The following is a 21406-nucleotide window of genomic DNA, read 5'->3' on the forward strand; positions in this document are numbered from 1 at the left end:
TGCTGAAAAAAAGTTAAAGATCGGCGACGACTGCCGATAAAAAAAGTACGCGCTATTTTGCCAGAGCTCTTCGACGACCATGTCAGAGATTGTTCAACTTCCTTCCGGCTACATTTCACCCGTTGGTGACTATGCCCGGCACAACACCCAGACCCTCGGCGGCGTCAGCCACCTGTGGTCGGACTTCTTTGCCCGCGCCCTGGCCGCGCAGCAGGAAGAAGGTGTGGTGCAGGCGCCGCTGCCGGTCGAGGAAGTGAATGTCGAAACTGGCGAACCCATCACCGGCAGCCAGACCCTGGCGCAGATCCACAGCCAGCGCCTGTGCAACGTGCAAGACACCGAAATCACCCCGCCGGAGCCGCTGTTCCTGCCGATCGCCGAGTTCGAGCTGGACCTGCTGGACAAGCCCGCGCCACCGTTCAGCGCCGCCGAACTGATCGAACAACAGCGCCAACTGGACACCACCAGCAGTTGGGTGCGACCGATCGTCATGCACCAGGGGCATCCGCATCCGGAGCCAGGCCCGGCGCCGTCGTCGTACCCACTGCACCTGCCGATCGCCGAGCTGGAACGCAATCTGCTGGACCCGGCCCCGGAACCGTTCGACGAAGTCACCCTGGCCAAGCAGCAGCATGACCTGGAATTCGACCTGCAATGGGCGCGTCCGGTGGTGCTGAACAACGTGCGCATCGCCGCCTAACGGCAGATCTGCCAGCCGCCCATATCCAGGTGAAAGTGGTTGTGATGGGCCGCGTTGTAGTCTGGCCCCAACACCGTATTGAAACTCTCGCAGGCACCCGCGCGGACCTGACGCAGAAACTGCGCCTTGGGCCCCTCCCCGTTCCAGTCCTTTTGCAGCTCGATGCGCTGGCCGTCTTTCAGGCGAAAGCCGGCGATATCCAGGGCGTTGGCGCTGGCGTGCTGGCTGCGCCGACCTTCGGCGCGGTTGTAGATATTGCGGCAGGCAAAGCTGCCCAGGTGATCCACCTGCACCACCGGTTGACCGAAGACCCGCTGCGCCGCTGGTTGCAGGCCGTGGCGCTCGAACAGGGCGAAGGCCACCGCCACCGGGCAGGTAGCGAGAAAGCTGCTGCTCAGCCGCACCGGCGCGCCCTGGACCCGCACCACATTGCTCAGCGGACAGTTCGCAGTCGCGGGGCTGTCAGCCTGCACGGTGTAGCGCAGGTCGGAGGTGGCCAGCGCCTCGGCGCAGCGCTGGGGATCATCACGCAGTTGCCCGAGTTTCCACGAGGTCAGCAGGTTCGGCGGCGAGCGCACGTCCAGCGGCGCCCACGGATTCCATTCATCCGGCAGGCGCCAGCCCTTTTGCCAGCCGTACAGCGCCGCGGCGGCCAGCACCGCGAGCAGCACCAGCCCGCCGTAGCGCACGGCGGTCAGCGCCGAAACATCTGGTTCAACTGATCGAACGGCAGCGCCTGCTCGGCATAGTCGAAACGGCCGTCACCGCGAATGCGCTTCGCCGCGTCGAAGAACGCACCGTAGGCGGCGCGGGCCAGCGACGAACCAACGCTGATGCGCTTCACGCCAAGCGCCTGCACATCATCGAAGGTCAGGGTCATCCCGCTCAGGCCCATCAGCAGGTTCACCGGCTTCGGCGCTACCGCCTGCACCACCCGGCGAATGTCCTCGGCGCTGCGCAGGCCGGGCGCGTAGAGCACGTCGGCGCCGGCTTCGGCAAAGGCTTGCAGGCGGGCGATGGTGTCGTCCAGATCGTGGCGGCCGTTCAGGAGGTTTTCCGCACGGGCGCAGAGCATGAAGGGGAAGTCCAGGCTGCGGGCAGCCGCCACGGCGGCCTCGACCCGCTCCACCGCGCGGTGGAAGCTGTAGATCGGCTCGTCTTCGCGGCCGGTCGCGTCTTCGATGGAGCCGCCGACCAGGCCGATACGCGCCGCTTGCAGGATGGTCTCGGCGCAGCCGGAAGGTTCGTCACTGAAACCGTTTTCCAGGTCCGCCGCGACCGGCAAGGCGGTAGCATCGACGATGGACAGGGCGTTATCCAGGGTCTGTTCACGGCTGAGCGCGCCTTCGGCGTCTGGCCGGCCCAGAGAGAACGCCAGTCCCGCGCTGGTGGTGGCCAGGGCCTCGAAGCCCAGGCTGGCGAGCATTTTTGCCGAGCCCGCATCCCAGGGATTGGGAATCACGAAAGCGCCGGGGCGCTCATGCAGGGCTTTGAACGCTTCAGCACGCAGGGTTTGCACATCCATGGTCGGAACTCCCAGGCAGACGACAGGAAATCACAGCAGGCCAAGTTGTTCGACCTGCGGCCCCCGGTCGGGTTCAGGCAAAGCCGGCAGACCGGGCAGGCGCTCCATCAGGCCGCGATGGAAACGCTGCGCCAGCGCCGCGGCCAGGCGATTGTCAGCGGTATGCAGAAACACGTAGGGGCTGCGCCCTTCTTCGATCCAGGCAGCGACCTTGTCCAGCCATTGCAGGAGGAAGCTTTCGTTGGCCTCCAGTTCAGGATGGCCAATGAAACGCACCTGCGGGTGCTGGCTGAAGGCGGTCGGACGTGGCGGCACCCGCGGCTTCTTCGATTGCGCGTGAAGCACGCTGGGCTCCTGCGAGGTGCAACTGAACAGCGCGCGGGGGTCCAGGCAGATGCGCTCGATCCCGCGGTCCAGCAGCAGGCGATTGAGCAGGCGCTCGTCCTCACCCTTGGCGAAGAAGGCCTTGTTGCGCACTTCCACGGCAATCGGCACGTCGATCTCGTCGATGAAGTGCACCAGTTCGCCGAGTCGAGCAGGGCTGAAGGTCGCCGGCAGTTGCAGCCAGTACGGCGCTACCCGCGCGCCCAGCGGCCTGAGCAGTTCGACAAAGGCCCGCGCAGCGTCGAGTTGCCCGTGCAGATCGCCGCTGTGGCTGATGTCGCCGGGAAACTTGGCGGTGAAACGGAAGTGTTCGGGCATGACCTGGGCCCAGCGCTGGATGGTGGCGGGCGCGGGACGGGCATAGAAGGTGGTGTTGCCTTCGACGGCATTGAAGACCTGGCAGTACAACGCGAGGAAATCAGTGCTCTTGGCATCGGCGGGATACAGGTAGTCGCGCCAGGCGTTTTCGCTCCAGGACGGACAACCGAGAAAATAAGGCAGGGATGACAGGCTCATCCGCTCAAATGTACAGATCCAGCCCCAGTACTTCCATCTCCCAATCGACGAAACCAGCGGTGGTCATGTAACTGGTCAAAGCATGCTTGGTGCGGCGGTTGCGGGCGCGGGGGAAGATCATGTCCTGCGGGCGGGCCGGCAGGCCGGCACTGCGGTTGGCATTGCCGGTGCTGGCGGGCTGCGCCTGGACTTCGAATTCGCCGGGAAGATCTTCTTCCTCCGACTCTTCCACACGCACCGGCCCTTTGCGCTGGGGGCGCTTGAGCGGATAAGACTGTGAGGAAAAGCCGTCGATACGCATGACGATATACTCAGGGACAATGATGGCAATTTAGCGGCACCAGAGCTCCTGCGCAAATGCCCGACTGATAACTGGACCACATATCACTAAAAAGGTTTACGGCGTTTGGCGATAACCGACCGGAGGCGATCAGGCGCCTTTTGGCGTCGCCACCTTGTCCCGCAGGTACACCGGCTGCGCTTGGTCAGCGGGCACGCTTTCGCCACGCTGCCAGGCGAATTGCGCCAGGGTCAGCAGGTCCAGCGCGTGGGGCAGCATGCTCGCATCCTGACCCTCGACCTTGACCGCCAGACGCTCACTGTAACCCCAGCCCGTACCGGCGCCAAACCACTGGCCGCCCGCCCCTTGGGGCAACGCGACCTGCTCGGGCGGCAACACCGCTTCGAGCCCTTGCAAACGCATTTCCCCTGCCTGTTCCTCATAGCAGCCCCAATAGACTTCGTCCATTCGGGCATCGATGGCAGAGGCAACGCGGGTCGCGCCATGCTCGCGCAGCGCGCGCTGGGCCAGCACCGCCAGGTTCGATACCGGCAACACCGGACGCTCCAGGGCGAACGCCAGGCCCTGCACCACGCCGATGGCGATCCGCACGCCGGTGAAGGCGCCCGGGCCACGGCCAAAGGCGATGGCATCCACCGCCGACAAGGCGACGCCGGCTTCGGCCAGCAGGGTCTGGATCATCGGCAGCAGCTTTTGCGCATGCAGGCGCGGAATCACCTCGTAGTGGCTCGTGATCTTGCCGTCGTGCAGCAAGGCGACAGAGCAGGCTTCAGTGGCGGTATCCAGGGCCAGCAAGGTGGTCATCGGGGGTTCCAGGCGAGAGAAAAAAGAGCGGCATTATAAACGAACAACGGCCCGCAAGCGGGCCGTTGGCGAAACATGGGGACGGGATCAGCTCAGGGCTGCCAGTACCTTGGCGGTGATGGCTTCTACCGAGCCAACGCCTTCGATGTGGCTGTACTTCGGCTTGCCGTTGCTGGCAGCCAGCTTCTGGTAGAAGTCCACCAGCGGCTTGGTCTGGTCGTGGTACACGGACAGACGGTGACGTACGGTTTCTTCGGTGTCGTCTTTACGCTGAACCAGCGGCTCGCCGGTTTCGTCGTCCTTGCCTTCGACCTTCGGCGGGTTGTAGACGATGTGGTAGACGCGACCGGAACCTTCGTGAACACGGCGGCCGGCGATGCGCTGAACGATCTCTTCGTCTTCGACGGCGATCTCGATCACGGCATCCAGCTCGACGCCAGCAGTCACCAGGGCTTCAGCCTGAGGAATGGTGCGCGGGAAGCCGTCGAACAGGAAACCGTTCACGCAGTCAGGCTGGGCGATGCGGTCCTTGACCAGGTTGATGATCAGTTCGTCGGATACCAGCTTGCCAGCGTCCATGATCGCCTTGGCTTCCAGACCCAGCGGGGTGCCGGCCTTGACCGCGGCACGCAGCATGTCGCCGGTGGAAATCTGCGGAATACCGAACTTTTCGGTGATGAACTTTGCCTGAGTACCTTTACCGGCTCCGGGAGCTCCCAGCAGAATTACGCGCATCTCGTGCTCCTCATTTTTTATAAGCAAATCAATGGATTCGCGTGATTGGCGAATCGCAGGAAATCGGGCGATGACCGCAAATCGGTCAAAAGGCTGTCCAAGATACACAGCGCACCCGGACCATACAAGCGGTCGAAAGTCGGAAAAACCTGCGACAAGAAGCCTCGGTCTACACGGGTTGCGCCCGTCGCAACCGACGCTTCTTACACCTTATTCCTACCTACTGAAGGGCGTCATCCGACACCCTTCAATAGCTCGCCTGACACTCAACCGGTGTTGCGCAAACCGGCCGCGATGCCCGCCACTGTCACCAGCAGGGCCTGCTCCAACGGGCTGTCCAGAGCGGCTTCGCGCTCCCGCGAGCGCGCCAGCAGTTCGGCCTGGAGCAGGTGCAGCGGATCGAGGTAGGTATTGCGCAGACGGATGAACTCCAGGGTCGCCGGGCTGTGCGCCAGTAGCACCGGCTGGCCGGTCAGCCCCAGTACTACCTGGCACGCCTGCGACAATAGGTCGCGCAAATGTGCACCTAAAGGTCGCAGTTCCGGTTGCACCAGACGTTCGTCGTAGGAGCGGGCGATATCGGCGTCGGCCTTGGCCAGGACCATCTCCAGCATGTCGATGCGCGTGCGGAAGAACGGCCACTCCTCGCGCATCTGTTGCAGCAACGGCCCCTGACCTCTGGCCAGGGCATTGTTCAGCGCCGCCTCCCAGCCAAGCCAGGCCGGCAGCATCAGGCGGGTCTGGGTCCAGCCGAAGATCCACGGAATCGCCCGCAGACTTTCGATTCCCCCGGCACGGCGCTTGGCCGGACGACTGCCCAGCGGCAGGCGACCGAGTTCCTGCTCCGGGGTGGACTGGCGGAAGTACTCGACGAAATCGGGGTTTTCTCGCACGACGCCACGGTACGTCTTGACCCCGTCGGCGGCCAGTTGGTCCATCACCTCGCGCCACGCTGGCTGCGGCGGCGGCGGTGGCAGCAAGGTGGCTTCAAGCACCGCGGCCAGGTAGAGGTTGAGGTTCTGTTCGGCGATGTCCGGCAGGCCGAACTTGAAGCGGATCATCTCGCCCTGCTCGGTGGTACGGAAGCGTCCGGCTACCGACCCCGGTGGCTGCGACAGGATCGCCGCGTGCGCCGGGCCGCCGCCACGGCCAACGGTGCCACCACGGCCGTGGAACAACAGCAATTCCACTTCCTGCTCGCGGCAGATTCGCACCAGGGTTTCCTGGGCCCGGTACTGCGCCCAGGCCGCCGCCGTGGTGCCGGCATCCTTGGCCGAATCGGAGTAGCCGATCATCACTTCCTGCGGACCGTGCAGCCCGGCGCGGTAGCCCGGAAGACCAAGCAGACGCTCCATCACCGGACCGGCGTTGTCGAGGTCAGCCAGGGTTTCGAACAGCGGCACCACGCGCATTGGCCGCAGCAGGCCGGCTTCCTTGAGCAACAACTGCACCGCCAACACATCGGAGGCGGCGCCGGCCATGGAGATGACGTAGGAACCCAGCGAAGCCGCCGGGGCGTTGGCGATCTCGCGGCAGGTGGCGAGCACCTCGGCGGTGTCCGCCTGCGGCTTGAAGTGCGCCGGCAGCAACGGCCGGCGACTGCTCAGTTCGCGCTGGAGGAAGTCAATGCGCGCTTCTTCGTTCCAGTCGGCGTAGCGACCGAGACCCAAGTAGTCGGTGATCTCGCTCAGCGCGGCGGCGTGGCGGCTGGAATCCTGGCGCACATCGAGGCGCACCAGGAACAGGCCGAAGGTGACCGCACGGCGCAGGCAATCCAGCAGCGGACCATCGGCGATCACGCCCATGCCGCATTCGTGCAGCGACTCGAAACACAGGTGCAGCGGCTCGAACAGCTCGCGGTTGTCCTGCAGCACCAAGGGCCCCGGAATCTGCGGCGCGCTCAGTGCCGACTGGGCCCACGCCCGGGTTTCCCGCAGGCGCTCGCGCAGTGACTTGAGCACCGCGCGGTACGGCTCGGCGCATTCGCCGACCTTGGCCCGCAACGCCGGGCTGGCTTGTTGCATCGACAGCTCGGCGGCCAGCGAGTGGACGTCACGCAAGAACAGGTCCGCCGCCATCCAGCGCGCCAGCAGCAGCACTTCGCGGGTCACGCTGGCGGTGACATTGGGGTTGCCATCACGGTCGCCGCCCATCCACGAAGCGAAGCGGATCGGCGCCGCTTCCAGTGGCAAGCGCAGCCCGGTGGCGTCGTGCAGGGCCTTGTCGGCCTTGCGCATATGACTGGGGATGGCGTGCCAGAGGGAGTGTTCGATCACCGCGAAGCCCCACTTGGCCTCGTCCACCGGGGTTGGCCGGGTGCGGCGAATTTCCTCGGTGTGCCAGGCTTCGGCGATCAGTCGTTGCAGGCGCTCACGCACCTGCTCACGCTCGGCGGCGGTCAGGTCGCGGTGGTCCTGGGCTGCCAGTTGCGCGGCGATGGCGTCGTATTTCTGAATCAGGGTACGGCGGGCCACTTCGGTGGGGTGGGCGGTCAATACCAGCTCGATATTGAGCTTGCCGAGTTGACGGGCCAAGGCATCGTCGCTGTGACCCGCAGCCTTGAGCCGGGCCAGCAGTTCGGGCAGCACCGTCGCCTCGAAGGGCTCGGGCTGGTCTTCGTCGCGCCGGCGAATCAGTTGGTACTGCTCGGCGATGTTGGCGAGGTTAAGAAACTGGTTGAAGGCCCTGGCGACCGGCAACAGTTCGTCGTCCGCGAGGTCCGCGAGGGTCGAGCTCAATTGCTCCTCACCGCCACTGCGATCGGCCTTGGCACTGTGGCGGATCGCCTCGATCTTCTGCAGGAAGGCCTCGCCGTGCTGTTCGCGCACGGTGTCCCCCAGCAATTCGCCCAACAGATGAACATCTTCACGCAAGCGCACATCGATATCGGTCATCAACCTTCTCCACACCTGGAAAAACCGCGTTGCCAGCAGAGTGCCCCAGTACCGGTCGTGCTTTCAAGGCGCAGCCTTCGGCCAAGTGGCTACGCTTTAACCAGGCCCATTGGCTTACACAGAGGACATCATGAAAATTCGCGAACTCGCCCAGTACTGGGAACAGAACGCAAAAGGACGCCTGAGCCCCACTGGTCACACGCTGTACCTGGACGTCGAGGCCGCGGCGCGGCTGGCGGCGCTGGCCGAGATGTACCCCAAGCGCCGCCCCGAGGAACTGCTCGGTGAACTGCTCGGTGCCGCACTGGAAGAGCTGGAAGCGAGCTTCCCCTACATTCAGGGACAGCAGGTGATTGCCACCGATGAGGAAGGTGATCCGCTGTATGAGGACGTCGGCGCAACGCCGCGCTTTCTTGCTCTGTCGCGTCGGCATCTGCGGACGCTGAGCAGTGGCGAGGACACCTCGAAGCACTGATTGCCAGCCTTCTTTCCTGCACCTTTGTGCCGCCTCGCGCCTGCGCGCGAGGCGGCGCACATGGCTTCCAAATCCCCGTAATACCCCGCCACACCGGCAAAGTTCCCGCGAAACCCCACTGACCGATTAGTCAGAAAAAATCGCCTAACAAGCGGTACTTTTTCTGAACTTTTGAAAAAACGGCCCAGTCACAGCCCATAGCCACTACGGCAAAAAACCCTTCACTGCGAGCTCCGTCAGCTCTGGGTGAAGGAGCCAAGTCGATGGACTGTTACGGAACTCGTCGTTCATCAGGAGTGATCCAATGGAGTTGACCACCATGAAGACCCGCATCGAGAAAACCCCGTTCCAACTGCGCGGGATCAAGCTGGCCGCGCTGGCCCTGGGCAGTAGCCTGGTATTGGCCGGTTGTGCCGGCAAGCCACCCACCGAGCAGTACGCCGTGACCCAGTCGGCGGTCAATTCCGCCGTCAGCGCCGGTGGTACCGAGTACGCCGCCGTGGAAATGAAGGCCGCCCAGGACAAGTTCAAGCAAGCCGAAATCGCCATGCACGACAAGAAGTATGACGAAGCGAAGCTGCTGGCCGAACAGGCGGAATGGGATGCCCGCGTCGCAGAGCGCAAGGCCCAGGCCATGAAAGCCCAGAAAGCCCTGCAGGACTCCCGTCAGGGCGTTCAGGAACTGCGCGAAGAAGGTATGCGCGCCGCCGAGCCCACCCAGCCGCAGTAAGCGCGCCATTGCCCCGTGCACTTCGAATTGATTAAAGGATGAACACTATGCGTAACCACGTGATGATCCCCGCCCTCCTGGCCATGAGCATCGGCCTGGTCGCCTGCGCCCACCAGCCGAACCCGAATCTGGAGTCAGCCCGCACCAACTTCTCCGCGCTGCAGAGCGATCCGCAGTCGAGCAAGGTCGCAGCCCTTGAAACCAAGGACGCCCAGGACTGGCTGAACAAGGCCGACAAGGCCTACATGGACAAGGAAGACAACAAGAAGGTCGACCAGCTCGCCTACCTGACCAACCAGCGCGTCGAAGTGGCCAAGCAAACCATCGCCCTGCGCACTGCCGAGGCCAACCTGAAAAACGCCGCCGCCCAGCGCGCCCAGGCCCGCCTGGACGCCCGTGACGCGCAAATCAAGAAGTTGCAGGAAAGTCTCAACGCCAAGCAGACCGAACGCGGCACCCTGGTGACCTTCGGCGACGTGCTGTTCGACTACAACAAGGCCGAGCTGAAAAGCAGCGCCTTCCCGAACATCACCAAGCTGGCGCAGTTCCTCCAGGAAAACCCTGACCGCAAGGTGATCGTCGAGGGCTACACCGACAGCACCGGTAGCGCCAACTACAACCAGGGCCTGTCCGAGCGTCGCGCCAACTCCGTGCGCATGGCGCTGGTCCGTGCCGGGGTCGACCCGGCCCGTATCGTTGCCCAGGGCTATGGCAAGGAATACCCGGTTGCCGATAACAGCAGCAACTCGGGCCGTGCGCAAAACCGTCGCGTGGAAGTGACCATCTCCAACGACAACCAGCCAGTGGCACCGCGTAGCGTGAGCAGCGCGCAATAAGCGTCAGGCTGAAATGAAAAATCCCGCCAGATTGGCGGGATTTTTTTGCTCTGTCACATTAAAAACACCACTTAAAGCACCTTTAAAAGCACCACAAAAAGAACTACCATCGCGTTACTTCGCTTCCGGCAAAGCCGCTGGTGTCCGATATCAGCCATGGACTACCTGAAACGAAGCACCTCCCGACAGCGCCCCCCCCATCAGGAAATGTTGCCATGGCAATGACATTCGCGGTCTTGGCCGATGTAGCCGCATCGGTCACCGACCTTAAAAAAGACCCCATGGGCACCCTGCGCGAAGCCAACGGCGAAACCGTTGTCATCCTCAACAGAAATGAGCCCGCGTTCTATGCGGTGCCGCCAGATCGCTACGAAGCGATGATGGAACTGATCGATGATGCGCAACTGGCGGAACTGGTCAGGCAACGGCGTGGGGAGCCTGCCGTCAGGGTAGATATCGATGAGCTCATCGCGGACGCCGAAGGATCCGGCAACTGACTATTGGCTGGAGTTCAACCTGAAGGCCAGAAAGGAATTCGACCAACTGGACGCTTCGATCCGGCTGCAATTGGCGAAAAAACTGAAATCCCGCCTGGCCTGGCCTCGGGTCGAAGCCGACAAGCTCGCGGGAATGCCGGATTGCTACAAGATCAAGCTGCAAAGCATCGGCTATCGGCTGGTTTATCAGGTCATCGAAGATCGGCTGATCGTGTTGGTGATTGCCGTTGGCAAGCGAGAGAGAAACCAGGTCTACGGGGCTGCGGCAGCTCGCATCACCCATTGACGGTATGAAAGCCATCGCCGGCAAGCCGGATTCCACAGCGCTTGTGGAGCCGGCAGCCCGCAATGGCTTTTTTGCAATCACTCCGTCTGCTGCGGCGTCTCCTGCCCCATGCAGCGCACCGCCTGTTTCTTGTTGTCCACCAATACGCCGGTCAAGCCTTTCTGCTGCATGTCGAACAGCACCAGCACGCCATCGATGCACTGCGCCATCTGTGGCGCGGGGTTGAGGGCGACCTTGTAGTCCTCGCCCGGCACCGTCTTGAGCATGGTGAATTCCGACAACAGCAGGGCATCCTCCGGTTTGGCGAAATGCAGGTAGCCGTAGTACCACAGGGCGCACACGGTACCGACGATGCTGCAGACTCCGGTAATGATCAGGGGGACGGCGTTGCGTTCTTCACTCATTGCGACTTCTCGTCAGGATAATTGGGGACTTCGGCCAGGCGACGCAGGCCGTTGAAATGTTCGGGGTCGTCCAGGAAACGCACCATCACCTGGCGCCAGGTCGGGTCGGCGAAGGTCTGCACATGGGCACCGCGCACCAACTGCAATACCCGCGGCGGCGGCGCGGCCTGGTACAGGCGGATGCCGTTGTCCATGGGCACCAGGTTGTCATCGATGCTGTGGAAGAACAGTTTCGGCGGGGTTTTCAGCAGGCCGATGGAACGGATGGCGCTGTCGCCATCAGGCACCATCCACGACAGCGGCACCTGCAGCGGCCAGGTCATCCACGACGTGCTCAGAGCGAAGCGCCCCACCGCGCGATAACTCGCCGGAACACCGTCGAACACCAGTGCCTTGAAGCGCTGCGCCTGGTCAGGGTGCTGCGCCAGGTAGTGGATCGCCATGGCCCCGCCGAGGCTTTGCCCCAGCAGCACCAGCGGTTTGTCCTGGACTTCCGGGGCTTTTTGCAGCCAGTCGAGGGCGGCGCCGATGTCCTGGTAGACCTCGGGCAGACCGGGTTTGCCTTCGGACAGTCCGTAACCGCGGTAATCGATCATCAGCACCTGATAGCCCTGCTCCGGCAACCAGTAGCTGCCGCCCAGATGCCAGGCCAGGTTGCCGCCGTTGCCGTGCAGGTGCAGCACGGTGCCTTTGACCTCCACGCCGTCCTTGGCCGGCAGCCACCAACCGTGCAGGCGAGTGCCGTCCTCGGCGGTCAGGCTGACGTCGCGCCAGGCCAGCTTGGCCTTTTCAGGGGTGAACGGCTGGCCGGGCTCTGGATAGAACAGCAGCGAGCTGCACCCGGACAGGCCCAGCAGCATCAGGCCCAGGGCGAACAGCCCGCGCCAGCGCTCAGAGAATGTTCGAGTAGTCGGCTTCAATCCGGTCCAGGCTCAGGTGGTTGAGGAAGTTGGAGAAACACATCCAGGCCGACAGCGCGTTGAGGTCGCGGAACTGCTCCGGCAGGTACTTGGGCGGTTCCACCAGGCCTTCGTCCACCAGTTGGCGCAGGGTCCGCATGTCTTCCAGGGTGGTCTTGCCGCAGAACAGCAGCGGTATCTGTTCGAGCTTGCCCTTGCGCACGGCCAACTGAATGTAGTTGTAAACCATGATGAAGCCCTTGAGGTAGGACAAGTCTTTGGTGAACGGCAGGCCATTGGGCACCGAGCCGCGGAACACCCGGCTGGCGTTGCCGTAGCTTTCCGCCATCTCGAAACCCTGGGCGCGGAAGAATTCGTAGACCTGCAGGAAATCGGCGCCCTCCTCGACCATGTGGATGGCGCGGGTGCGGTTGGTCAGCTTGCGCAGGCGGCTCGGGTAGGACGCGAAGGCGATGACTTCCATGAGGATCGCCAGGCCTTCCTGGGTCACCGTCGACGAGGGCGGGCCCTTGGCGAGGAAGGTGCAGATCGGCTGGTTAAGCCCGTTGAGGGTGGTGCCGACGTGCACCAGCCCCTCATGGACCTCCAGCGCGCGGACGTCGCGACTGTTGAACATGGCGTCGGCGCGGATCTTGATGTAGTCGGCCCCCGCCGCCGCGTCGGCGACGATGCCGTCCGACTCGAACACCCGGATGGTGCCCTCGGCCTCGCCGAACACCTTGTTCAGGCGTTGCTGGAGGATTTGCACCGCTTCCTTGGCACAGAGGTTCTTCGGTTCGTCCTTGAGGTCGCCCCGGCCGTCGATGTTGTTCAGGTAGTCCGAGAGCATCAGGCCGAGGTCGGCGAGGGTCGGGTCGCCGGCGTGGAAGGCGTCGGAAGCGGCGCCGTAGAGTTCCTGGGAGATCAGCCCGAAATCTTCGGTGCCGCGTGCTTCGAGCATGCGCACCACCATGCGGTACTCCTTGCACATGCGCCGCATGATCTGCCCGACCGGGTTGAACTGACCCAGGCGGCGGGTGATATCGCGCTCGATGTTCTGGAATTCCAGCTTCAGCGCGCCGGAGTCGAACGACAAGGGCCGGTTCTGGTAATAGGCGCGGTCCACCGCCGGTGGCTCCTTGCCCTTGGCCTTGAGAAAGCCCTGTCGGATACTGTCATCCCACTTCACCGCATCGAGCACGCGAATCGGCGTCTGCGCCTGAACAATGCGATCAGACAGGGTCCGTATCGTCTGCTGGTACTCGTCCACGCCCCACTCCTCGTTTCAGTTATTTGCCGGCACGCTGGAAACGGGCCACTTCGACGAACAGGTCGGAGTTGGCCGGGTCATCCAGGTAGGCCAGGACGCGTGCCACCGGGCTGTCGATCAACACGCCGTCGCCGTTGTCTTCCGGCACTTCGATGGTGCGGCCGCTGAGTTCTTTCTTCTCCAGAGCCTGGTTGACCTGCTCGACATCGAGGTTGTAGACCACCAGTTCCTTGTTATCGATCACTTCGAAGCCGCCGATCAGGAAATTCCCGCCCATGGCCTTGGGCACGCCCGCCGAGAGATACCAGCGGTTGCCATGACGCGACACGGTGAACGCGTATTCCTGACGCGGCTTGTCCTTGGCCGAGGCCACCGCCTTGTAGGCGTTGCCACCGGAGCGGCTGATCAGCAGGGTCAGGGGTTCGCCCCAGGCATCCTTGCTGGTCCACTTGCCCAACAGGGCCTTGGGTGCCGGCTCGTTGGCCGGGATCGGCTCGTTGAATGTCACCAGACAGCCGTTCAACAGCAGGAAAGACAGGGCCAGCAGCACACGCCAGGCTTTCATCGGGTTCTCCTTGAGGGGCTCGCGGCTCAGTCCGCCGCCAGCACCAGATGCAGGTAACGGACAAGAATAGCGAGCATCTGCCCTTCAGCCTGCGGTTTTGCGGCATCGAGCAGGCCCTGATATTCCATCTGCTCGATTATTGCCGTCAACACAATGGCGTCTTGCTGCGGCTGGCGCGAGCCCACGACCTGCAAAAGCTGGCAGGCGCCACGCAGCAGAATCTGCTCGTGCAGCTTCACCAACTCGGCCAGACGCGGGCACAGCAGGGCTTCCTGGCGGAACGCCTGCTCGGCCATGAGGAAGTCGCGGCGGTTGTGCAATTGGCGCTGGACGTACTCGGCGGTCATCTTCGCCACCTCGTCGGCCAGCCGCGCCCGCGAGGCCGGGCTGCCATCGCCCTGGGCGAGCAACTGGCGCAGGATCACCTCGGTGTTCTCCCACAGCTTGGCCATGTAGGCGGCGCTGCGTTCGACGTACTGGGCGAAGGTATCGCTGAGCAGGTCCTGGATATCGTTGAAGTAGTAAGTGGTGGCCGACAGCGGCACGCCCGCCTCCGCCGCCACCGCGCGATGGCGCACGCCCCGCACGCCGTCGCGCACGACGATGCGCATGGCCGCGTCGAGAATCTGCTGGCGGCGCTGTTCGCTGCCCTGCCGGCTGGCCTTGCGGCCTTGGTACTGCACGCTTTCTGCCACTGCGGTGGCGACGCCAGCAGCGCCTTGTTGTGTCATGGGGAGAGTCACTGGCGGGTTACCTCGAAATCTGGGATTTACAGGCATGAAAAAGCCGCCAAGGGCGGCTGATTCATGTTGCTCTCGCGGGCCTCATCGAAGCAGCTCGGCGCCCCGACAAGACAGCGATGAGGCCATCAAACCTGACGAAATCAGGCCTGCGGACGCATGTGCGGGAACAGGATCACATCGCGGATCGACGGCGAGTTGGTCAGCAGCATCACCAGACGGTCGATACCGATACCTTCACCCGCCGTTGGCGGCATGCCGTACTCCAGGGCGCGGACGAAGTCGGCGTCGTAGTGCATGGCTTCGTCATCACCGGCGTCCTTCTCGGCCACCTGGGCCATGAAGCGCTCGGCCTGGTCTTCAGCGTCGTTGAGCTCGGAGTAGGCGTTGGCGATCTCGCGACCACCAATGAACAGCTCGAAGCGGTCAGTGACGTTCGGGTTCTTGTCGTTGCGACGGGCCAGCGGCGAGACTTCGAACGGGTATTCGGTGATGAAGTGCGGCTGTTCCAGCTTGCTCTCCACCAGCTCTTCGAAAATCATCACCTGCAGCTTGCCCAGGCCTTCGTGGCCGAGCACCTTGGCGCCGGCTTTCTTGGCGATGGCACGGGCCTTGTCGACGTCCAGCAGGTCAGCCTCGGTGAGTTCCGGGTTGTACTTGAGGATCGAGTCGAACACGCTCAGGCGCACGAACGGCTCGCCGAAGTGGAAGACTTTCTCGCCGTAAGGCACGTCGGTGCTGCCCAGAACAAGCTGTGCCAGCTCGCGGAACAGTTCCTCGGTGAGGTCCATGTTGTCGTTGTAGTCGGCGTAGGCCTGGTAGAACTCGAGCATGGTGAATTCAGGGTTGTGCCGGGTCGAAACGCCTTCGTTGCGGAAGTTGCGGTTGATCTCGAACACTTTCTCGAAACCACCGACCACCAGGCGCTTGAGGTACAGCTCCGGGGCGATACGCAGGAACATCGGCATGTCCAGCGCGTTGTGGTGGGTTTCGAACGGCTTGGCTGCAGCGCCGCCAGGAATGGTCTGCAGCATCGGCGTCTCGACTTCGAGGAAGTCGCGCTTGGCCAGGAAACTGCGGATGTGGGAGATGACCAGGGAACGCACGCGGAAGGTCTCGCGGGTTTCCTCGTTGACGATCAGGTCGACGTAGCGCTGGCGATAGCGCTGCTCGGTGTCGGTCAGGCCGTGGTGCTTGTCCGGCAGCGGACGCAGCGACTTGGTCAGCAGACGCACGTTGGTCATTTCAACGTACAGGTCGCCCTTGCCGGAACGGGCCAGGGTGCCTTCGGCGGCGATGATGTCGCCCAGGTCCCAGGTCTTGACCGCGGCCAGGGTTTCTTCCGGCAGGGTCTTGCGGTTGACGTAGACCTGGATACGCCCGGTCATGTCCTGGATCACCATGAACGAACCACGGTTGAGCATGATGCGACCGGCAACCTTGACCGGGATCGCTGCAGCTTCCAGCTCTTCCTTGGTCTTGTCGACATACTGTTTCTGCAGGTCGTTGCAGTAGCTGTCGCGGCGGAAGTCGTTGGGGAAGGCCTGGCCCTTGGCGCGTTCTGCGGCAAGCTTTTCCTTGCGCAGGGCGATCAGGGCGTTTTCTTCCTGTTGCTGGGCTTGCGGGTCGAGTTGTAGATCGCTCATGTCGTCACTTTTTCCATCAGGGTTCGTTGTCCCAGGTCGCGGACCGGGGATCGCGGGCAAGCCCGCTGGCTACGGGCATTGCCTCGCGCATGGGTGTCGCGGTTACAGCCCCTGTTTGAGGCTCGCTTCCAGGTATTCGTCGATATCGCCGTCGAGCACCTTGTCGCAGTCGCTGCGCTCGATGTTGGTGCGCAGGTCTTTGATCCGCGAAGCATCCAGAACGTAGGAGCGGATCTGGTGACCCCAGCCGATGTCCGACTTGGTGTCTTCCAGTGCCTGGGAGGCGGCGTTGCGGCGCTGGATTTCCTGCTCGTACAACCGGGCCCGCAGCATTTTCATGGCGGTGTCCTTGTTGGCGTGCTGGGAGCGTTCGTTCTGGCAGCTCACCACGGTGTTGGTCGGTACGTGGGTGATACGTACGGCCGAGTCGGTGGTGTTTACGTGCTGACCACCGGCACCGGAGGAGCGGTAGGTGTCGATGCGCAGGTCGGACGGGTTGATCTCGATTTCAACCTTGTCGTCGATCTCGGGCGAAACGAACACCGCCGAGAACGAGGTGTGGCGACGGGCGCCGGAGTCGAACGGGCTCTTGCGCACCAGGCGGTGCACGCCGATCTCGGTCCGCAGCCAGCCAAAGGCGTATTCGCCCTTGATGTGCACGGTAGCGCCCTTGATGCCGGCGACTTCACCCTCGGACAATTCCATGATGGTGGCGTCGAAGCCACGCTTGGACGCCCAGCGCAGGTACATGCGCAGCAGGATGTTGGCCCAGTCCTGGGCCTCGGTGCCGCCGGAACCGGCCTGGATGTCCAGGTAGGCGTTGTTCATGTCCATCTCGCCGCTGAACATCCGGCGGAATTCGAGCTTCTCGAGCGACTCGCGCAGGCGGTCAAGCTCGCTGACGACGTCGTTGACCGCGCCTTCATCGTCTTCTTCGACGGCCATGTCCAGCAGGTCGCGGCAATCGGCCAGACCACCGGACAAGCCGTCCAGGGTCTCGACGATCTGTGCCAGGGTGGCGCGCTCGCGGCCCAGTTCCTGGGCGTACTCGGGTTTGTTCCAGACGTTCGGGTCTTCGAGCTCGCGGTTGACTTCGATCAGGCGGTCATGCTTGTGATCGTAGTCAAAGATACCCCCGAATAGACTCGGAACGCTCGGTGAGGTCCTTGATGGTATTCAGGATCGGATTGATTTCCATGGGCGGGCGGCTCTCGTGCGGATTCTGTGAAAAGCCGGAGAGTATAGCGCACGAGAGGCCGCGCACGGCAAGCCGCGCGCGTCGATGCGACAGGTTGCAGTTCAGATCGCCATCAGCCGATGCCGACCTGATTGCGGCCGTTGTTCTTGGCCTGGTAGAGGGCGTTGTCCGCCGCCGAGATCAATTGCCGGCAGTGGCTGCCGACGGCCGGGGTCTGGGTCGCCAGGCCGATGCTGACGGTCAGCCAGGAATCCGGCTTGGGCATGATGTGGGCGATGCGCGCGGCTTCAACGGTCTGGCGCAGTTTTTCCGCCACCAGCCGGGCACCGCCCGGCGAGGTGTTGGGCAGCACCAGGGCGAATTCCTCGCCGCCGTAGCGCGCCGGCAGGTCGCTGGGCCGGGCGCAGCAGGAACGGATGGCTTCGGCGACCTGGCGCAGGGCCTCGTCGCCGGCCAGATGGCCGAAGGTGTCGTTGAACGACTTGAAGTAGTCGACATCGACCATCAGCAGCGACAGTTGCGACTGCTCGCGCATTGCCCGGCGCCATTCCAGTTCGAGGTATTCGTCGAAATGGCGGCGGTTGGACAGCCCGGTGAGGCCGTCGGAGTTCATCAGCCGCTGCAGCACCAGGTTGGTGTCGAGCAGTTGCTGCTGGCTGACCCGCAGCGCGCGGTAGGCTTCGTCGCGCTGCAGCAAGGTCAGGTAGGAGCGCGAGTGATAGCGGATGCGCGCCACCAGCTCGATGTTGTCCGGCAGTTTGACCAGATAGTCGTTGGCCCCGGCGGCAAAGGCCGCGCTCTTGACCAGCGGGTCTTCCTTGGTCGACAGGACGATGATCGGGATGTCCTGGGTCGCCGGGTTGCTGCGGTATTCGCGCACCAGGGTCAGGCCGTCGAGGCCCGGCATGATCAGGTCCTGGAGAATCACCGTCGGCTTGATGCGGATGGCCTGGGCCACCGCCTCGTGCGGGTCGGCACAGAAATGGAAGTCGATGTTTTCTTGCTGGGCAAGGCCACGGCGCACGGCTTCGCCGATCATCGCCTGGTCATCGACCAGCAGGACCATCGCCGAGTTCTCGTCAGAGGCTGCAAAGCCGTCGATCGGTAGATCATTCATGCGCTGTCACCTGGGCACTGCCGGCGGGCCGGCGTGGCTGAATACATATCGTCATTTCGGGAAAATTTCCATTAGTCGTGGGGCTATCCGCTCCAGCGGACGCACTTCCACGGCCGCGTCGATGGCGACGGCCGCCTTGGGCATGCCGTACACCGCACTGCTCTGCTGGTCCTGGGCGATGGTCAGGTAACCCTGCTGACGCATGAGCTTGAGCCCTTGCGCACCATCGCGGCCCATGCCGGTGAGCAGCACGCCCACCGCATCGCCGCGCCAGAACCGCGCCACGCTCTCGAAAAACACATTGATCGAGGGGCGGTAGATTTCATTCACCGGCTCGGCGGTGTAGGCCAGGGTGCAATCGGCGAGCAGGCGAATATGGTGGTTGGTGCCGGCCAGCAACACCTGGCCCGGCTGCGGCGGCTCGCCTTCGCGGGCCAGGCGAACGGTCTGGCCGGAAGCGCTGCTGAGCCATTCGGCCATGCCCGCGGCGAACACTTGATCGACATGCTGAACCAGCACGATGGATGCCGGAAACTCCTTGGGCAGGCCTTTGAGCAACACCTCCAGCGCCGCCGGCCCGCCCGCGGACGAGCCGATGGCCACCAGCCCCTGGCGTTGCGCGGCCTGGCGCAACGGTGCCGACACGGGGCGCACGCTGCTGGCGCGCTGCTGGCCGATCAGCCAGGAAATATTGAAGATCTTGCGCAGCAGCGGCGCCGCCGCTTCCTTGGGGTCGCCGCCGCCGAGGGCCGGCGTGTCCACGACGTCCAGCGCGCCGTAGCCCATGGCCTCGAACACCCGGTGCACGTTCTGCCGGCGATCGACGGTGACGATGACGATCGCGCAAGGCGTTTCGGCCATGATCCGCCGGGTCGCCTCGACGCCGTCCATCTGCGGCATGATCAGGTCCATCAGCAGCAGGTCCGGGGTCTGTTCGGCGCAGCGGCGCACCGCCTCGGCGCCATCGCTGGCGACCCAGATCACCTCGTGGGCCGGCTCGTATGCCAGGGCGCGGCGCAGGGCCTCCACGGCCAGGGGCATATCGTTGACGATGGCAATTTTCATCCCTGCGCACCCCCGATCAGTTCAACCACGGCATCGAGCAAGGCGTCATCGTGGAAACTCGCCTTGGCCAGATAATAGTCGGCGCCAGCATCGAGGCCGCGTCGCCGGTCTTCTTCACGGTCTTTGTAGGACACCACCATCACCGGCAGCGATTGCAGGCGACTGTCGCGGCGCAACAGCGTGACCAGCTCGATGCCGTCCATGCGCGGCATGTCGATGTCGGTGATCAGCAGGTCGAAGTCCTCGCTGCGCAGCGCGTTCCAGCCATCCATCCCGTCCACCGCCACCGCCACTTCGTAGCCGCGGTTGCTCAGCAGCTTGCGTTGCAGTTCGCGCACGGTCAGCGAGTCGTCCACCACCAGCACGCGCTTGCGCGCCACTTCGCGCGTCCCGCCGCCGCCGCGCTCGATACGCTCCAGGCGACCCGTGCTGAGGAGTTTTTCCACCGAGCGCAGCAAGTCCTCGACGTCGACGATCAGCACCACCGAACCGTTGTCCAGCAGCGCTCCGGCCGAGATGTCCTGGATCTTGCCCAGGCGCGCGTCGAGCGGCATCACCACCAACACCCGCTCGCCAATCAGCCGCTCCACCGCCACGCCATACAGCGTGTCGCGCTCGCGGATCACCACAACCTTGATGCTCTGCCCGTCACCCGGGGTCGCCGGGCGATTGAGCAACTGGCTGGCCGAGACCAGGCCGATATGCCGGCCTTCGTGCCAGAACTGCTGGCGGCCTTCGAGCTGCACGATGGCTTCGGCCGGCAGTTCCAGGGTGCGTTCGATATGGGCCAGCGGGAAAGCGTAGGCTTCGCCGCTGACCTCCACCACCAGGCTGCGCACCACCGACAAGGTCAGCGGCACTTCCAGGTGGAAGCGGCTGCCGTGGCCACTGCTCTGGGTCATCTCGATCTGTCCGCGCAACTGCCGGACCATGTGTTGCACCGCGTCCAGGCCAACGCCGCGGCCGGACACCTCGGTAACCTTGTCGCGCAGGCTGAAGCCCGGCAGGAACAGGAAGGTCAGCAGTTCCGCCTCGCTCATCTGCGCCACGGTCTCGGCCGGCGAGAGCTGGCGCTCGACGATGCTGCGGCTCAAACCGCGCAGGTCCACGCCGCCGCCGTCATCGCTCAGTTCCAGAATCAGCAAACCCGCCTGGTGCGAGGCGCGCAGGCGGATGGTGCCTTCCATCGGCTTGCCGGCGAGCAGGCGCTGCTCGGGCATTTCGATGCCGTGATCGACGGCGTTGCGCAGCAGGTGGGTCAGCGGCGCTTCGAGTTTTTCCAGCACGTCGCGGTCGACCTGGGTCTTTTCGCCCTCGATCTCCAGGCGCACCTGCTTGCCCAATGAGCGACCGAGGTCGCGGACCATCCGGCTCTGCCCGGTCAGCACATCGGCGAACGGCCGCATGCGGCACGCCAGCGCGGTGTCGTAGAGCAACTGCGCGCGCTGACCGGCCTGCCAGCCCAACTCATCGAAGTCGGCGGCCTGCTGCAACAGCATCTGTTGGGTTTCGCCCATGAGTTGCTGGGTCAGGGCGAGGCTTTCGAGAATCTCGGCGCCCTGCTCTCCGGCATCGATCTGCGCCTTGAGCCCGTCGAGGGCGCGCAGGCTTTGCCCGTGGACGCGCTTGAGGCGCTGCAGGGTGGCGAGAAAGGGTTTGAAGCGCTGGGTTTCCACCAGCGCCTTGCTCGACAGGTCGAGCAGGCTGTTCAAGCGCTCGGCGGTAACCCGCAGGACGCGTTCGCCGCCCTCGGTAGGCTTGCCCCGGCTGACCGGGCGCGGCTCCGGCTCAGCTTCGGCTTCCGCCTCGACCTCAGGCT

23 protein-coding genes are annotated in these 21406 nt (G+C 63.9%); 6 read left to right on the top strand and 17 right to left on the bottom strand.

Going from position 1 to position 21406, the window contains the following annotated elements:
- Positions 1-79 precede the first annotated feature (79 nt).
- Positions 80-700: an energy transducer TonB gene (locus tag NTD82_RS22520; RefSeq protein WP_262130306.1), complete on the top strand. Its 621-nt coding sequence runs from the start codon at positions 80-82 to the stop codon at positions 698-700.
- Here the strand turns inward: NTD82_RS22520 and NTD82_RS22525 are convergent.
- From NTD82_RS22525 to ppc, 7 genes are all read right to left on the bottom strand, one after another.
- Entirely contained in the window at positions 697-1389 is a 693-nt protein-coding gene (locus NTD82_RS22525; RefSeq protein WP_410017079.1) for an extensin family protein, read from the bottom strand. The two genes, NTD82_RS22520 and NTD82_RS22525, sit on opposite strands and share 4 nt — an antisense overlap.
- Positions 1390-1394: 5 nt before the next feature.
- Positions 1395-2225, bottom strand: a complete 831-nt coding sequence (locus NTD82_RS22530; RefSeq protein WP_262130308.1) for an oxaloacetate decarboxylase — start codon at positions 2223-2225, stop codon at positions 1395-1397.
- A gap of 30 nt (positions 2226-2255) precedes the next feature.
- The gene (locus NTD82_RS22535; RefSeq protein ID WP_175651227.1) at positions 2256-3125 is read right to left on the bottom strand and encodes a DUF72 domain-containing protein; all 870 of its coding nucleotides are present in this window, start codon (positions 3123-3125) and stop codon (positions 2256-2258) included.
- Positions 3126-3129: 4 nt separating this feature from the next.
- The gene (locus tag NTD82_RS22540; RefSeq protein ID WP_095154125.1) at positions 3130-3426 is read right to left on the bottom strand and encodes a hypothetical protein; all 297 of its coding nucleotides are present in this window, start codon (positions 3424-3426) and stop codon (positions 3130-3132) included.
- Between the two features lie 129 nt (positions 3427-3555).
- Positions 3556-4230 carry a tRNA (adenosine(37)-N6)-threonylcarbamoyltransferase complex dimerization subunit type 1 TsaB gene (gene tsaB / locus NTD82_RS22545; RefSeq protein WP_262130309.1) on the bottom strand — a complete coding sequence of 225 codons (675 nt, stop codon included), beginning with the start codon at positions 4228-4230 and terminating at the stop codon, positions 3556-3558.
- Between the two features lie 87 nt (positions 4231-4317).
- Positions 4318-4965, bottom strand: a complete 648-nt coding sequence (adk, locus tag NTD82_RS22550) for an adenylate kinase (RefSeq protein ID WP_095154127.1) — start codon at positions 4963-4965, stop codon at positions 4318-4320.
- 266 nt (positions 4966-5231) lie between these two features.
- Positions 5232-7859 (bottom strand): phosphoenolpyruvate carboxylase, encoded by a 2628-nt coding sequence (gene ppc / locus NTD82_RS22555; protein ID WP_262130311.1) that lies wholly within the window; start codon positions 7857-7859, stop codon positions 5232-5234.
- Positions 7860-7989: 130 nt separating this feature from the next.
- Here ppc and NTD82_RS22560 point away from each other — a divergent pair, with 130 nt between their 5' ends.
- The 5 genes from NTD82_RS22560 to NTD82_RS22580 all read left to right on the top strand — a co-directional run bounded on the left by NTD82_RS22560 (position 7990) and on the right by NTD82_RS22580 (position 10683).
- Entirely contained in the window at positions 7990-8334 is a 345-nt protein-coding gene (locus tag NTD82_RS22560) for a pilin assembly protein (protein ID WP_262130312.1), read from the top strand.
- Between the two features lie 304 nt (positions 8335-8638).
- On the top strand, positions 8639-9064 hold the full coding sequence (locus tag NTD82_RS22565) for a DUF4398 domain-containing protein (RefSeq protein WP_095154130.1): 426 nt from the start codon (positions 8639-8641) through the stop codon (positions 9062-9064).
- A gap of 47 nt (positions 9065-9111) precedes the next feature.
- The gene (locus NTD82_RS22570; protein WP_262130313.1) at positions 9112-9900 is read left to right on the top strand and encodes an OmpA family protein; all 789 of its coding nucleotides are present in this window, start codon (positions 9112-9114) and stop codon (positions 9898-9900) included.
- 221 nt (positions 9901-10121) lie between these two features.
- Positions 10122-10397 carry a type II toxin-antitoxin system Phd/YefM family antitoxin gene (locus NTD82_RS22575; protein WP_095154355.1) on the top strand — a complete coding sequence of 92 codons (276 nt, stop codon included), beginning with the start codon at positions 10122-10124 and terminating at the stop codon, positions 10395-10397.
- The gene (locus NTD82_RS22580; protein ID WP_262130315.1) at positions 10360-10683 is read left to right on the top strand and encodes a type II toxin-antitoxin system RelE family toxin; all 324 of its coding nucleotides are present in this window, start codon (positions 10360-10362) and stop codon (positions 10681-10683) included. The genes NTD82_RS22575 and NTD82_RS22580 overlap by 38 nt, the downstream gene beginning before the upstream one ends.
- A gap of 77 nt (positions 10684-10760) precedes the next feature.
- Here NTD82_RS22580 and NTD82_RS22585 read toward each other — a convergent pair whose 3' ends face one another.
- The 10 genes from NTD82_RS22585 to NTD82_RS22630 form a co-directional block, all read right to left on the bottom strand.
- Positions 10761-11087 carry a hypothetical protein gene (locus NTD82_RS22585; protein ID WP_262130316.1) on the bottom strand — a complete coding sequence of 109 codons (327 nt, stop codon included), beginning with the start codon at positions 11085-11087 and terminating at the stop codon, positions 10761-10763.
- Positions 11084-12007 (bottom strand): alpha/beta hydrolase, encoded by a 924-nt coding sequence (locus NTD82_RS22590; RefSeq protein ID WP_262130318.1) that lies wholly within the window; start codon positions 12005-12007, stop codon positions 11084-11086. Before NTD82_RS22590 ends, NTD82_RS22585 begins: the two co-directional genes overlap by 4 nt.
- A complete protein-coding gene (locus NTD82_RS22595; RefSeq protein WP_095154135.1) occupies positions 11979-13256 on the bottom strand; it encodes a flavohemoglobin expression-modulating QEGLA motif protein in 1278 nt (425 codons plus the stop codon). The genes NTD82_RS22590 and NTD82_RS22595 overlap by 29 nt, the downstream gene beginning before the upstream one ends.
- A gap of 19 nt (positions 13257-13275) precedes the next feature.
- Entirely contained in the window at positions 13276-13821 is a 546-nt protein-coding gene (locus NTD82_RS22600) for a hypothetical protein (RefSeq protein WP_262130320.1), read from the bottom strand.
- 26 nt (positions 13822-13847) lie between these two features.
- Entirely contained in the window at positions 13848-14552 is a 705-nt protein-coding gene (locus NTD82_RS22605; protein ID WP_095154137.1) for a TetR/AcrR family transcriptional regulator, read from the bottom strand.
- Between the two features lie 152 nt (positions 14553-14704).
- Positions 14705-16207 carry a lysine--tRNA ligase gene (gene lysS, locus NTD82_RS22610; protein ID WP_095154138.1) on the bottom strand — a complete coding sequence of 501 codons (1503 nt, stop codon included), beginning with the start codon at positions 16205-16207 and terminating at the stop codon, positions 14705-14707.
- A gap of 102 nt (positions 16208-16309) precedes the next feature.
- Positions 16310-17405, bottom strand: a protein-coding gene (gene prfB, locus NTD82_RS22615) for a peptide chain release factor 2 (RefSeq protein ID WP_143501873.1) whose coding sequence is annotated in 2 segments (ribosomal slippage) — positions 16310-17332 and positions 17334-17405 — 1095 coding nt in all. Because the reading frame shifts where the segments join, the coding sequence is not laid out codon by codon here.
- A 112-nt stretch (positions 17406-17517) separates the two neighbouring features.
- Positions 17518-18522: a PleD family two-component system response regulator gene (locus NTD82_RS22620; RefSeq protein ID WP_095154139.1), complete on the bottom strand. Its 1005-nt coding sequence runs from the start codon at positions 18520-18522 to the stop codon at positions 17518-17520.
- 51 nt (positions 18523-18573) lie between these two features.
- Positions 18574-19587, bottom strand: coding sequence for a chemotaxis response regulator protein-glutamate methylesterase (locus tag NTD82_RS22625; RefSeq protein ID WP_262130324.1), 1014 nt, complete (start codon positions 19585-19587; stop codon positions 18574-18576).
- The coding region (locus tag NTD82_RS22630) for a hybrid sensor histidine kinase/response regulator (protein WP_262130325.1) at positions 19584-21406 on the bottom strand (1823 nt) is incomplete at its 5' end. The genes NTD82_RS22630 and NTD82_RS22625, both read right to left, overlap by 4 nt.

It is taken from the genome of Pseudomonas sp. 5P_5.1_Bac1 (genome assembly GCF_025466015.1).
Classification (GTDB): domain Bacteria; phylum Pseudomonadota; class Gammaproteobacteria; order Pseudomonadales; family Pseudomonadaceae; genus Aquipseudomonas.

Excerpts from the sequence above, each read along its gene's own strand:
- NTD82_RS22520 (WP_262130306.1), top strand. The coding sequence starts at position 80 with ATGTCAGAGATTGTTCAACTTCCTTCCGGCTACATTTCACCCGTTGGT.
- NTD82_RS22530 (WP_262130308.1), bottom strand. The coding sequence starts at position 2,225 with ATGGATGTGCAAACCCTGCGTGCTGAAGCGTTCAAAGCCCTGCATGAG.
- NTD82_RS22535 (WP_175651227.1), bottom strand. The coding sequence starts at position 3,125 with ATGAGCCTGTCATCCCTGCCTTATTTTCTCGGTTGTCCGTCCTGGAGC.
- NTD82_RS22540 (WP_095154125.1), bottom strand. The coding sequence starts at position 3,426 with ATGCGTATCGACGGCTTTTCCTCACAGTCTTATCCGCTCAAGCGCCCC.
- tsaB (WP_262130309.1), bottom strand. The coding sequence starts at position 4,230 with ATGACCACCTTGCTGGCCCTGGATACCGCCACTGAAGCCTGCTCTGTC.
- adk (WP_095154127.1), bottom strand. The coding sequence starts at position 4,965 with ATGCGCGTAATTCTGCTGGGAGCTCCCGGAGCCGGTAAAGGTACTCAG.
- ppc (WP_262130311.1), bottom strand. The coding sequence starts at position 7,859 with ATGACCGATATCGATGTGCGCTTGCGTGAAGATGTTCATCTGTTGGGC.
- NTD82_RS22560 (WP_262130312.1), top strand. The coding sequence starts at position 7,990 with ATGAAAATTCGCGAACTCGCCCAGTACTGGGAACAGAACGCAAAAGGA.
- NTD82_RS22565 (WP_095154130.1), top strand. The coding sequence starts at position 8,639 with ATGGAGTTGACCACCATGAAGACCCGCATCGAGAAAACCCCGTTCCAA.
- NTD82_RS22570 (WP_262130313.1), top strand. The coding sequence starts at position 9,112 with ATGCGTAACCACGTGATGATCCCCGCCCTCCTGGCCATGAGCATCGGC.
- NTD82_RS22575 (WP_095154355.1), top strand. The coding sequence starts at position 10,122 with ATGACATTCGCGGTCTTGGCCGATGTAGCCGCATCGGTCACCGACCTT.
- NTD82_RS22580 (WP_262130315.1), top strand. The coding sequence starts at position 10,360 with ATGAGCTCATCGCGGACGCCGAAGGATCCGGCAACTGACTATTGGCTG.
- NTD82_RS22585 (WP_262130316.1), bottom strand. The coding sequence starts at position 11,087 with ATGAGTGAAGAACGCAACGCCGTCCCCCTGATCATTACCGGAGTCTGC.
- NTD82_RS22600 (WP_262130320.1), bottom strand. The coding sequence starts at position 13,821 with ATGAAAGCCTGGCGTGTGCTGCTGGCCCTGTCTTTCCTGCTGTTGAAC.
- NTD82_RS22605 (WP_095154137.1), bottom strand. The coding sequence starts at position 14,552 with ATGACACAACAAGGCGCTGCTGGCGTCGCCACCGCAGTGGCAGAAAGC.
- lysS (WP_095154138.1), bottom strand. The coding sequence starts at position 16,207 with ATGAGCGATCTACAACTCGACCCGCAAGCCCAGCAACAGGAAGAAAAC.
- NTD82_RS22620 (WP_095154139.1), bottom strand. The coding sequence starts at position 18,522 with ATGAATGATCTACCGATCGACGGCTTTGCAGCCTCTGACGAGAACTCG.
- NTD82_RS22625 (WP_262130324.1), bottom strand. The coding sequence starts at position 19,587 with ATGAAAATTGCCATCGTCAACGATATGCCCCTGGCCGTGGAGGCCCTG.